12 protein-coding genes and 2 pseudogenes are annotated in these 12,190 nt (G+C 54.6%); 10 read left to right on the top strand and 4 right to left on the bottom strand.

What is annotated here, in order from left to right:
- Positions 1–21: 21 nt before the first annotated feature.
- The 9 genes and pseudogenes from HYG81_RS37840 to HYG81_RS37800 all read left to right on the top strand — a co-directional run bounded on the left by HYG81_RS37840 (position 22) and on the right by HYG81_RS37800 (position 9,239).
- A complete protein-coding gene (locus tag HYG81_RS37840; RefSeq protein WP_226777780.1) occupies positions 22–1,341 on the top strand; it encodes a 3-isopropylmalate dehydratase large subunit in 1,320 nt (439 codons plus the stop codon).
- Positions 1,338–1,841 carry a 3-isopropylmalate dehydratase small subunit gene (locus HYG81_RS37835; protein WP_226777779.1) on the top strand — a complete coding sequence of 168 codons (504 nt, stop codon included), beginning with the start codon at positions 1,338–1,340 and terminating at the stop codon, positions 1,839–1,841. Before HYG81_RS37840 ends, HYG81_RS37835 begins: the two co-directional genes overlap by 4 nt.
- Positions 1,842–1,905: 64 nt before the next feature.
- Positions 1,906–3,915: a TRAP transporter permease gene (locus HYG81_RS37830; RefSeq protein WP_226777778.1), complete on the top strand. Its 2,010-nt coding sequence runs from the start codon at positions 1,906–1,908 to the stop codon at positions 3,913–3,915.
- An 89-nt stretch (positions 3,916–4,004) separates the two neighbouring features.
- Positions 4,005–5,054: a TAXI family TRAP transporter solute-binding subunit gene (locus tag HYG81_RS37825; protein WP_226777777.1), complete on the top strand. Its 1,050-nt coding sequence runs from the start codon at positions 4,005–4,007 to the stop codon at positions 5,052–5,054.
- A gap of 174 nt (positions 5,055–5,228) precedes the next feature.
- Positions 5,229–6,167, top strand: coding sequence for an amidohydrolase family protein (locus tag HYG81_RS37820; protein WP_226777776.1), 939 nt, complete (start codon positions 5,229–5,231; stop codon positions 6,165–6,167).
- A complete protein-coding gene (locus HYG81_RS37815; RefSeq protein WP_226777775.1) occupies positions 6,164–6,520 on the top strand; it encodes a Rieske (2Fe-2S) protein in 357 nt (118 codons plus the stop codon). Before HYG81_RS37820 ends, HYG81_RS37815 begins: the two co-directional genes overlap by 4 nt.
- Positions 6,521–6,793: 273 nt before the next feature.
- Positions 6,794–7,537, top strand: a complete 744-nt coding sequence (locus HYG81_RS37810; protein WP_226777774.1) for an MBL fold metallo-hydrolase — start codon at positions 6,794–6,796, stop codon at positions 7,535–7,537.
- Positions 7,537–8,298 carry an MBL fold metallo-hydrolase gene (locus tag HYG81_RS37805; protein ID WP_226777773.1) on the top strand — a complete coding sequence of 254 codons (762 nt, stop codon included), beginning with the start codon at positions 7,537–7,539 and terminating at the stop codon, positions 8,296–8,298. Before HYG81_RS37810 ends, HYG81_RS37805 begins: the two co-directional genes overlap by 1 nt.
- 264 nt (positions 8,299–8,562) lie before the next feature.
- Positions 8,563–9,239, top strand: a pseudogene (locus tag HYG81_RS37800) (IS6 family transposase).
- A gap of 228 nt (positions 9,240–9,467) precedes the next feature.
- Here the strand turns inward: HYG81_RS37800 and HYG81_RS37795 are convergent.
- The 3 genes and pseudogenes from HYG81_RS37795 to HYG81_RS37785 form a co-directional block, all read right to left on the bottom strand.
- Positions 9,468–9,622: pseudogene (locus HYG81_RS37795) on the bottom strand (site-specific integrase); the annotation flags it as partial.
- 22 nt (positions 9,623–9,644) lie between these two features.
- Positions 9,645–10,172, bottom strand: coding sequence for a PIN domain-containing protein (locus HYG81_RS37790; RefSeq protein ID WP_226777771.1), 528 nt, complete (start codon positions 10,170–10,172; stop codon positions 9,645–9,647).
- Complete coding sequence (locus HYG81_RS37785; RefSeq protein ID WP_226777770.1) at positions 10,169–10,705, bottom strand: DUF7437 domain-containing protein; 537 nt, start codon at positions 10,703–10,705, stop codon at positions 10,169–10,171. Before HYG81_RS37785 ends, HYG81_RS37790 begins: the two co-directional genes overlap by 4 nt.
- A gap of 461 nt (positions 10,706–11,166) precedes the next feature.
- Here HYG81_RS37785 and HYG81_RS37780 point away from each other — a divergent pair, with 461 nt between their 5' ends.
- Positions 11,167–11,844: an IS6 family transposase gene (locus HYG81_RS37780; protein ID WP_226777769.1), complete on the top strand. Its 678-nt coding sequence runs from the start codon at positions 11,167–11,169 to the stop codon at positions 11,842–11,844.
- Here HYG81_RS37780 and HYG81_RS37775 read toward each other — a convergent pair.
- Positions 11,841–12,110: a DUF7344 domain-containing protein gene (locus HYG81_RS37775; protein ID WP_425607561.1), complete on the bottom strand. Its 270-nt coding sequence runs from the start codon at positions 12,108–12,110 to the stop codon at positions 11,841–11,843. The two genes, HYG81_RS37780 and HYG81_RS37775, sit on opposite strands and share 4 nt — an antisense overlap.
- Between the last annotated feature and the right edge of the window lie 80 nt (positions 12,111–12,190).

Here is a 12,190-nt window from a genome sequence, read left to right as displayed (position 1 = left end):
CATGCAGACAAACGATTCACCATGACAGGAAAAACGATAACCGAAAAGATTCTCTCGGAGAACTCCGGCGAGGACGTCAGAGCGGGCGACTATGTCGAAGCGCGCGTTGATGAGATGATTGGCCATGACGTGACTGGGCCACTCGCGATCGACGCCTTCGAGGATGTCACCGATGAGGACCGCGAGTTAGCCGCTCCCGACAGCACTGTCTTCACGCTTGACCATCACGCGCCAGCCGATGGCGTCAAGGCAGCGAACAACCATAACATCGTCAGAGAGTTCGCTTCAGCGTATGGCGCTCATCAGTACGAGATAAGTGACGGTATCTGCCACCAAGTAATGATCGAGGAGGGGTTCGTTGAACCCGGCGATCTCGTGGTCGGCGCTGATTCACACTCAACAACGTACGGCGGCCTTGGCGCGTTCGGTACCGGCGTCGGTTCGACCGACCTCGGGACGACGTTTGCGACAGGCGAGCTGTGGTTCCGCGTCCCCGAGACGATTCGATTCGAAGTCCACGGTGACCTCCCCGAAGGTGTCTACGCGAAAGACCTGATCCTCAAGTTCATCGGTGACGTCGGCTTCGATGGTGCGACCTACAAAACCGCCGAATACGCCGGGTCCGCGATCGCAGATTTCCCCATCCATCAACGACTCGTCCTCGCCAACATGGCGATCGAGATGGGGGGCAAAGCCGGCATCGTCGAACCTGATGAACGGGTCGTTGATTACCTTAAAAACCAGGCCGATATCAAGATTTCCATCGATCCAGACCTCGCTTCTGACGACGATGCGACTTACGAGGCCGTCCACTCCTACGAAGGCGCTAACCTCGAGCCACAGGTCGCAAAGCCGTCAAACCCCGAAAACGCCGTCAACATCGACGACGTGGTCGGCACCGACGTCGACCAGGTGTTCGTCGGGACCTGTACGAACGGCCGTTACGAGGACATCCGGGTCGTCGCTGATGCCCTTAAGGGCGAGCAGGTCGCACCCGGAACCAGATTGATCGTCGTCCCTGCCTCGGGAGCCGTTTACGAGAAATGCCTCGAGACTGGCGTTCTCGAGTCACTCGTCGCGGCTGGTGCGACGTTCCAGAGTGCGGGGTGTGGTCCCTGTGCCGGCTACCACCAGGGCGTCCTCGGTGACGACGACGTCTGTTTGGCGACGGCGAACCGAAACTTCCCCGGTCGGGAAGGGTCAATGGACAGTCGCGTCTACCTTGCCAGTCCAGCGACCGCAGCTGCAACCGCACTGTACGGCGAGATCACCGATCCACGGGAAATTGAGACCGAACGCTACGATGATCACGCTACTGCTGACCTGGGGGTGGTTCGATGAGCCTCGAAGAACCCGGCCGTGCTTGGGTCTTCGGCGACGACATCGACACCGACCAGATCACACCCTCGAGGTTTATCGTCTCCACCGATCCGGAGGAGCTTGCAACCAACGCATTCAACGACCTGCGTCCCGAATTCTCGGCGAACGTCGCAGACGGCGAGTTCGTCGTCGCCGGCGAAAACTTCGGTAGCGGGTCCTCGCGCGAGCACGCTCCACTGTCGCTGATCGGTGCTGGTGTCGACGGTGTTGTCGCCCAGTCGTTCGCTCGGATATTTTTCCGGAACGCGATCAACCTTGGGTTGCCGGTCATGATCTGTCCTGACGCAGATCAGATTGATGACGGTGATGAAATCTCAATCGATCTTGACGCCGGGACGGTGCATAATCATAAAGTAGATGAGACGTACAATGCAGAGCCTCTCCCATCGTTCTTGCAGGACCTCGTCGATGAAGGTGGGCTCAAGCCCTATACGAGAAAGAAACTAGACACGTCACCGTAACGGACTGAGTGTGTCTTTCACCCACAGATTAATAGCGACTACGGAAAAATAGAGTACAACGATAATGAGCGATAAGAAGGACCAGAATCCGCTGCTGAACAATCCAATTGAATACGGCCGAGAAAAGCGACTTCCGGAGCTGTCGCGAAACGTAGATTCGATTCTGTGGATCCTCGTTTCCATTCTGAGCCTTGGCTTCGCGCTGTACATGATGTACTACTCGTACACACGGTACGTGAACAGGGGTCACCACACTGTGTTAGCCCTCGGTTGGGGAATCTTGGTGTTTCTCGCCATCGATGCGCTCGGGACGGACCGTGAAACAGTGCGTGGAAAGCTGTCACTGGCAACAAATGTGATACTAGCGGTCGCAACGCTCGCCGTCACGTACTACTTCTTCTCAAATTTCGAGGCGATCCGTGGCTCCGTTCTGACGTACACACAACTTGAGTACGTCCTCGGTGGGATCTTGGTCGTGGTCATCGTCGAGGCCACTCGCCGCGCATACGGGAACGTTCTCACTGCAGTGGTTCTGGTGACGATTGGATATGCGATCTTTGGGAACTACTTGCCAGGGTGGTTCACACACAGCGGTATTGACTCACAGCGGATGGTCGAGATCTCGGTACTTACGCTCGGGGGTATCTACGGTAACATCGTTCAGGTTGGTGTCACCTGGGTCGCTATCTTCCTCATTTACGCTGGCCTGCTTGAGGGATACGGTGCACTCAACATGGCCTTTGCACTCGGACAGGTTGTCGAAAAACGGGTTCGTGCCGGGACAGCTCAGGCAGCAGTGCTCGCCAGTTTGTTTATGGGGTCGATCTCCGGTAGCGCCGTGGCGAATACGGCGACGACAGGCTCGTTTACCATCCCATTGATGAAAGAGCGAGGCTTCAAAGGCGAGACCGCAGCAGGGATCGAATCGACTGCGTCGTCCGGCGGGCAAGTTATTCCGCCGGTTATGGGTGCTGCAGCGTTTGTGATGGCCGGAATTTTGAATGTTCCATACGTTGATATCATCGCGATCGCACTGCTTCCAGCAATCCTATTTTATATGACTATTTCGGTGTCGACGCACATCCTCTCGCTCAAGCAGGGACTTACGGAAGAGTCGACGATCTTTGATGACGATGGGGACAACGTCTTCGAGCAACTTCCCGGAAAAGAAGTATTCATTCACGGGATCCCGATTATCGTGTCTCTTCTCGTGCTCATCTACTACCTCGCGTGGGTCCGGTTTGATCCGATGACGTCGGCCCTGCGATCGATGGTTGCACTCGTCGCGTTACAGTTTCTCTGGCAGTTTTACCTCTCCGGATTTGAGACGACCTCGCTCGTTCTGACGGGCAAAAAGACGCTACAAGGGTTACAGATAGGTGCGGTGACCGCCGGTCCCATCTTCGTTGTACTCGGAAGCATCGGGATCATCGTCGAGATGATCGGCGTAGGTACGTTCACACAGATCCTCACGTTTGCGATGCTTGACGCCTCCGGAGGAAGTTTGCTCGTCCTGCTGTTCTTCGCGATGTTGATGTCGCTGATGTTCGGACTTGGCATGCCGACCGTCGCCGCCTATGTGCTTGTGGCTATCTTCGTCGGTCCTGCTGTTGTCGAATTCGGTATCGAACAGATGTACGCCCACATGTTCGTCTTCTATTTCGCAATCCTCTCCGCGATTACACCACCTGTCGCCTTAACATGTGTTGTCGCTTGTAAGATCGCGGATGTCGGGTTCTTCAAGACGTGCAAGGAGGCGCTAAAGATCGCGCTTCCAGCGTTTTTGCTCCCGTATGCGTTCATAATCCACTCGAACCTGCTTCAGTGGAACAGCACGACGCTGTTGACGTTCTTCTTGGTTGCGGCTGGCCTCATCGGGTTGATAGTTGCGATCAACGGCTACTTTGTTACTCACGCGTCAGCTGTCTCTCGAGGTGTCGTCGGCGTTGGTTCACTGTCGATTATCTTCGTCAATGAACCTATCCTCAACATCGGTGCTGCAGTCTTGATTATTGCAGTGATGTCGAAAAACTATCACTCATACACTAGCCAGCCAATCGCCGCCGGTGACTGACGGCTCTTCATCTCTTGCTCACAATCTTTTTTTCGTGAACGCGTTTCATACGAAACCTATATATAAACGCTATCCGTGCTAGGTGTTGTATGGCAAAGAAAGCCAGCGGTCTGAATAGACGTACATATCTCAAAGTTGCATCAGTCGGGGCACTCGGTGGGCTCGCAGGCTGTCTCGGCGACGGAACAGGATCTCCAATCGGAGAAACGTGGACAGTTGGAACACCTGGTGAGGGTTCGACACTCCACAACATCGCGAGTGCGCTTGCTCGCGTTCTTGATCAGTACAATGATGACCTCAATCTTGAGGTCGGCTCCTACGGTGGCAGTGAAGAAGCGATCCGCCTGGTCGGGCGTGGCGAAGATGAGATGGCTGCCGCTGCATTGCCACTCGGAGCGGCGGCGTACAACAACGAAGAACCCGTCCCTGATGGACCAACTGACTTTACCGGTGACAGCGCCGTCGAAACGAAGGCACTTCAGGGAATCAATCCCTACGACTTCCGGCTGTTTTGGGTTACCCTCGGGGGCAACGGAATCGAGACTGTTGAGGACTTTGCCGGACGAGATGTGAGCGTCGGCCCGACGGGTGCCGACTTCAACAACATGACGTTCCTCTCGGTAACGGGCATGCTCGACGAGACTAATACGATCAACAACGAGTGGTCCGATGTCGCACCTGCGCTTACGGAAGGACGCATCGACGCCGGTCCGCTATACGCGACCAACGGCGTCGTTGGACCAGGATGGGCCGCCGAACTCCTCTCTAACGAGGACGTCAGAATCGTCGAATACACACCGGATCAACTTGATGCAATCGCAGCCTCCGGCTACGCGAACATCGACGATTCGGACCTCGTTGAAATCTTCAACATTGATCCACCACAGGACACGGTTGACTCTTGTCGAGTCCCGTACGGGTACTTCTTCAGCGAAGAACTCGACGCCGATCTCGTCTACTCCTTCGTAGAAACGGTCTTTGAAAATATCGACGAGATCCAGGAGTACGACGCCGCTGCTAACGACTTCACACTCGAGTACGCAGCGGAAGGTCTCACACCAGAGATTCCTGTTCACCCAGGTTTTGCAGAGTACCTTCAAGATGAGGGAATGTGGGACGATGGTTTAACACAGGGATGATCCGCCTAGACGAACAAACCGATGAGTAACACACTTCGATCGATTGACGACCTCAGCTGTATCGTCGATGGTGACTCTCACGTTACAGAGTCTATTGACGATATCGTCGAATATATCGACGAAAATCGCTTTAGCGGCAGCCTCGAAATTCTCTCTCACTCAACAAACCCAGTGATGGACATCTACTCGAATTCGCTGCCGACGCCGGGGTTTATCGATCGCGGCTACGATGTCGATGACGTTCACGCGAAGTTTGACCAACTCAAGGAGTTCGGGATAACCCACGCGTTGATCGGACCGACGACTAATCTGAACATCGCGAGCGTCGACAACCCCCAGCTCGCACTAGCACTGGCCAACGGCTACAACTTGTGGGTGATTGAGGAATTCTTAGAGCGCCACGACCGTTTGTACGGTCATGTGCTCATTCCACACCACAAACCTGAACTGGCCGTCGAAGAGATCGACCGTCTGGCAGATCATCCCTCTATCAAGGGGATCTATCTCCCGGGAACGGGAACGGTCCCACCACTCGGCGACGAACGCTACGATCCGGTCTATGAGGCTGCATCCCGCCACAGTATGCCGGTCGTCATCCACGCCTCGATCGGTGCCAGCCACACCATGTTCCCGACGCAGACCATGTGGAATGAGACCTATGCGGAAGAACATGTCATCACGCACCCGTTTACCCACATGTGGAACCTCACGACAATGCTGCTTCGGGGCGTCCCGGAACGGTTCCCTAACGTAACGTTCGTCTTCCAAGAGGCCGGTATCGGCTGGATTCCGTACCTTCTCTGGCGTCTCGACGACCACTACCTGCAGTTCGCCGACGAACTCCCATATCTCGAGAAACTGCCGAGCGAGTATGTTCGTGATCAGTTTTATTTCACCACGCAACCGCTCGGTCACACTGCCCGGAACGGCCGTCACCTCGCGTGGGCCATCGAGATGGCCGGCCCAGAGTCAATCATGTACTCTTCAGATCTTCCACACACGGACTTCGATCCGCCTGAAGAACTGTTCGATCGGATTCGACCAGCATTTGACGACAACGTCGTCGCTGGAATCATGGGCGAGACCGCGGCAGAGGTGTTCAATCTTCAATGACGACCCGATACCGGGTTGCGGGTACCGACGACTTCACGGATGATTCGGACCGGATCATCTGCGAAGTTGACGGCCTCGAAATCGGTGTCTTCTATGTCGACGGTGAGTACTACGCGCTCGCGAACTACTGTGTCCACCAAGGTGCACCGCTCTGTGAAGGGCAAGTGACGGGGGAAATGGCTGTCGACGACAACTGGGAGTGGCAGTATGATCACGATCCTTGTGTCGTCACGTGTCCGTGGCATGAGTGGAAGTTCGACCTCGAGACAGGCGTTAACATCTCTGACGAGCGGTACGTAACGCCGACGTTTGAGACCGAAGTCGAAGATGGTGCAGTGTACGTCCTGCGATAAGCATTCATACGGACGAACGTAGCAGAGACCCACGTCTCCATGAACGATTCATATCGGTTGATGTGAATCAGTATCGAGAGTACGAACTAGTTTTCGAGGATGTCCAACTGACGTGATCCGCCGTAATTTGATCCCGGCAAAATCAGGCGTTCTAGCCGGTGAACCGAGGGAAGTCTTCAAGTATGTACACTCCTCACATCCATATGGAGATATATGCCACGAAAGATTGGACCAGATATCTATCAGATCCAACAGTGTATCGATAAGCCCGTGATGACAGATGCCATGCGCGAAGACCCTCCTGACTGGTTCGACGGCGACCGTCTCGTCCACGTCTGTAACAATGCGTACTTCATCGACGGTGAACAGACGCTCCTGTACGACACCGTCTCTCCCGGCGCGCGCAACCAACTCATGGACGCCCTCGAGGAATTACTCAATGGGAATTCACTTGATTACGTAGTCCCGTCGCATCCGGAGGCGCCCCATGCAGGCAATGCAAATGCACTCCTCCAGCGATATCCCGATGCGACGCTGCTTTCGTCGGCGTACGGTCGCGGCGAGGAACTCTACTACCTCGATCAAGGGCGACAGGTTGAAGCTGGAGAGACGCTCGACCTTGGCGGGTACACCGTCGAGTTTCTGGATGCCACCTTCCCCGACACCGCGTTCCACATTTGGCTGAAAGAGCATACGTCGAACACATTGTTTACCGCTGATTGGATGGGGTCTCCCCACCTCGAGGGTGAGTGTCTGCTCTTTTCGGACGAACTGGATTCGCCGCTCTCAGCGAAACAGATCATGGAGTTTCAGGCGCGGGCACTTCGCTGGCTCCAGTACTGTGACCCAGAACTGGTACACCGTTCGATTGACGACCTCATCCAGACACACAATCCAGATATTGTCTGTCCTGCCCACGGGACAGTGATCCGTGAGGATGCCGTCGCCTATATGGAAGAAATGAAACGGGTCGTGGACATGATCACAACTGGCGAGCGACTCGCAGAGTTGAAATAATGACCGACAACACACCTGCTGTCAACCTGCCTGGCGGCATCCGTTGGCTCGACACCTGCTATCCGATGGAACAGCGACATCACCATATTTCGCCGTACCTGCTCGATGGTCCCGAAGGACCGGTTCTCGTCGAGGCGGGGTCGCTGGAACATCAGAATGCGCTCATCGAATGCATTGAAGCACTGGTCGGACCAGAGGGTATCGACGCAGCGATTCTCAGCCACTACGACCTTCCACACGTCGCCAACGCGCGAAAGTTCTACGAAATTTGGGATTACGACCTCTACACGTCGTTTAGTGGGACGTCAGCAAACCCGGAAACCCTCGGAATGGGTCCGTCGACGGGCTGTATGCACGATGAGACGCGAAAGATATGTGGGCGAACAATTACGTTTCCGTGGCCGCCGCTCGTGGATGCGGCACACACGATGTGGATCTACGACCACGAAGCGAAGGCGATGTTTACAGGCGATATGGGCCACTATCACGCCTCTGACGCGTGCCGAAGTGTCATTGACGATCCGGCTGATATGGTCTCAGTTGATGATATCCGATCGTACAATGAAGATGCCTTGCCGTTCACTAAGTACCTTGATCCAGCCAAAATGGGCGACGCGCTTGTGGAGTTGCGTGAGCAATACGATCTTGAGATCTGGGCACCAGTCCACGGGAATCCAATCATCGGTTCGTCGCTCATTGAATCCTACCACGAGCGGTATGTCGAAGCGATTACGCTGACTCGTGACGCTGCAATACCCTAACGATCGCACTCACAACTGAGAGTCGTATAGTCGATTACAACCGAAATTACGTGTGGTATCGAAGCAGACCAGCGCCTCGAGTCAAACCGGCAGTCATATAGGTCGAACCGGTCTGTTACTACTCACCCGACTATTTTTCGAGTCGTCTTTCGGAATTTTATCCAATGAATTCCTGTTCTGTTGGGACGCCGTGTGCAAGAAGAATCGACGAGAGCAGCGCATAAAACCCGGCGAGCCAACCGATTGCAACGATATCCGCGTGGAATGATACTCACTGACCTGCTCAGCGAGAGCTACGCGGCGGAATTTGATGAATGTTGGGAGCATAAGCGGACGGCGGCGCCCGTCAGAGCGTTCGCCGTTCGTTCCATGCGACCGGTTGTTCGCTTCGAGAGACACAAGCGGTTCTTCGTTCACTCGGCGTTGAACGCTATCACTAAGCGATCTGGCGCTGGGTACATCGGCTCGCTGACAGCGTTCTAGACCCGCCGACGGCGAAGCCGTCGTGGGTCGCGGTTGACAAAACCGCTGTCAGGATTAACGGCGACCGATCTTGGATGTACGCTGCAATAGACCTCGATACAAAACTCATTCTCGACATCGCTCTCTTTGGACGACGAGGCACCGATCCAGCTACTGCATTTCTGCATGGGCTCACCGAGAAACACGATCTCTCCGACGCTGAATTTTTCGTCGATAGTGCTGGATATCTGACTACCATCCACCAATTAGGATTGGGTGGTCACCTCGATTACGTCGGCCGAAATCACATCGAAAAGTGGTTCCACACTCTCAAAATGCGGATCGACCGTTTCCATAACTCGTGGGTTGGCAGTCGAGCCAGCGCCAGAGAATGGCTTGAACGGTTTGTCCACAACTATAACACACAGCGACCGAACCAGTCACTCAACGGACAGACGCCAGCGGAGGTGCAAAACTAGACAGTACCTTGTGAATCGATGGTTCATCTTATTGAACCACTCGAGATGAATGGGTCACCCTCGTCGGACGAGTCATATGAATTAAGGCAAGAAATTTACAGGTCATTTACGCAGGTTGAGTAATTACAGTCGTCAGTCACTTGTGAGCTAATAGAATGACTATCGCTCCCTCAAGGTCGTCGGCCCGACGCCGTTGATATCCTCGACGACGAGTCGAATCTGTTCGTGCCGGTCGTCGACGGCCTCACCGGGTCGCCGCTCAAGTTCGCGAGCGGCGTTCCACCGGTGCCATCGCCACCGCGACCTTTTCCCTTGTCCTGAAGGTAGCGCTCGAACGTCTCGTCGAGAGTGTTTTCAGAACGGGCAGAGCTGTCATCGATCATCGGGTCTCACATAGGGTCTGCGTCAGCGAAATTCGTCGGCTGTGATCGTCTCGAGATACTCGATGCTGACGTACCGGTACTCGAACTGGTCGCTGAAGCCGTGTTGTGGCAGGAGCGTTTCGGCTGCCCGCCCCGCAGGTTTGTCGGTTGTCAAGAGAATAACGTGGTCGGCCTGATCGGTCTCGAGTAATTGAGCAGCAAGCCCGACAAGCGCTGTATCTGCTTTCTCGGTGATATCCACGTTCCGATCGGTCTCGTTGGCAATGAAGCGGCGAGCGTCGTCCATTATCGTCGAAACGAGCGAATTGGTATAGTCCAACTCGTCGGCGACGACGATCCATCCTTCCTCGAATCCATCGGGATAGGGAATGTTCCCTGAGGGATACTCGTCTGCAGCTGGGTCGCCCCCGAGTTCTTCGTAGACGCGCTGGGGGATGCGTAGGGAGACACCGGCCTGTCGAACTGCCTGTCGAAGCCGTTGAAACTTGTCGTTGTCCGGACCACCACACCGCACGAAGACGCCAGTATCGGCGACGTATGCAGTCGTCATGCAGCCGCGTCGGCGTACTCGGTAGCGACTGGTTCGAGTGCTTGAAGAATAATCTCGGCCTCAAGCGGCGAGATTTCGAGTTCGCGGGCCGCGATGCGATGGTTGACCGTCCCATCGACATACTCGTAGGTGTACTCCAGCGCGACGGCCAGGCCGTCGAGTCCGTGGCGTTCGATGTAGACATCGATGTCCTCGTCCTCGTCGCGGCGGGCAACGGCTGCGATAAGTGCCGGCGTGATCGTTTGAGTCTCTCCGTCCGTCGAGAGCGTGAGTGAAATCGACTCGGCGTCATATTCGTATGGGCGTTGATCACGGGTTTTTTCCACTAAGCCAGCTGTTTCGAGGTTCTGAACGTAGTCGTAGGCAGTCCCCTGTGGGATGTCGTGCACATCCACGATCTCGGAAACTGTGACCGGGCCGTGTTGTAAGATATGGGCGTACATCCGAGCAAGTGCCGGCGTCTCGAGGAGGTCTACGACCGTCTGAAGCTGCTGAATAGGTGGCCGACCTGACCTGGGGGGTGATTGCGCCATCTTGATTACGAATTATGGACAATTCATAATAAGGCTTCCGGCGATGGAGCGGAATTTGTAACCAATCCGGCAACTGCAGAGAGACACCCCTCTCACAGCGGCTTAACTCTGGGGAAAGCGACGTCGTGAGGCGGTTGCAACATCCGTGCTTACCCGACGGCGACGGGTACTTCAAAGTGGTCGTGATTACGGGCATAATCAGGACCACTTCTAAAATCAGAACTATCGATTGATTTCGGGGTTTAGGAGCCTCAGATGGCCAATTACCGTACAGCAGAATACCTATGAATTATATCGCGCTATACAAAATATCCCATATGTGGTTGCGAATGCCGGACAAAACGTTCACAAGAAACCGGGAATCACCGCCGAAAGCAGCACTCTACAGGTAAAAACCACTCATTGGCACTGTCTAGTTAGCGCAGTTTGAGAAGCGAGCAGGTCGTGGAGTTGGTTTGGACATGCAGCTCGCAGACCTGCTCAGCGAGTCTTACGCGACGGATTTAGAAGAATCTTGGGAGCGTGAGCGGACGGCGACGCCCGTCAGGGTGTTCGCCGTCCGGCTCCACGCGACCGGTTGTTCGCTCCGAGAGACACAAGCAATTCTTCGCTTAATCGGTGTGGAACGCTCTCATCAAGCAATCTGGCACTGGGTACATCGGCTGGCTGACAGCGTGCCAGACCCGCCGACGGCGCAGCCGTCGCGGGTCGCCATTGATGAAACTGCTGTCAAGATCAACGGCGACTGGTCTTGGGTATACGCTGCAATAGACTTAGACTCACGACTAATTCTTGATGTTGCAGTGTTCGGACGACGAGGCACCGATCCAGCCGCTGCATTTCTGCATCGATTAACCGAGAAACACGATCTCTCCGAGACGGTGTTTCTCGTCGATGGCTACGGATATCTGACTGCCCTCTCTCGATTAGGGTTGAGCGGTCAGCTCGACTACGTCGATCGAAACTTGATCGAAAAATGGTTTCACACCTTCAAGATGCGAGTTGACCGCTTCCATAACTCGTGGGTGGGCAGTCGGGCGAGCGTCAGAGAATGGCTTGAACAGTTTGTACACTACTATAACACACAACGACCGCACCAATCACTCAACGGACAGACACCAGCGGAGGTGCTAAACTAGACAGTGCCATCTGAGAGTTCATGTTTGAGACATACCATGTCTTCTTCTTGAGTATACTCAATGAGATTGGCATCCTCCATCTTCGGAATATGAGAGTGGTAGAGGTCCAGATAGATCTCTTTCACATCCTCTCCTGGGATCTGAAGAAGTGTAGCGACATCGTATTCCACTCGTGCTACTTCGTCAGCTAGATCTGCAAGTGCCATCGGAGTCTGATATTTCTCAAGGCAATATAGAGCGGACCGCCGTCGTTCATGCGATAGAATATTGAATAGGACGTCATTTGGAAGACCCTAATTTTCGACATTCTGAGTGATATTCTCTATCATGTTATCCACACTCATGT

The sequence above is a fragment of the Natrinema zhouii genome (assembly GCF_013456555.2).
GTDB classification, from domain to species: Archaea; Halobacteriota; Halobacteria; order Halobacteriales; family Natrialbaceae; genus Natrinema; species Natrinema zhouii.
Note: the sequence above shows the minus strand (reverse complement) of the source record. Positions and strands in the feature narration are given on the sequence as shown.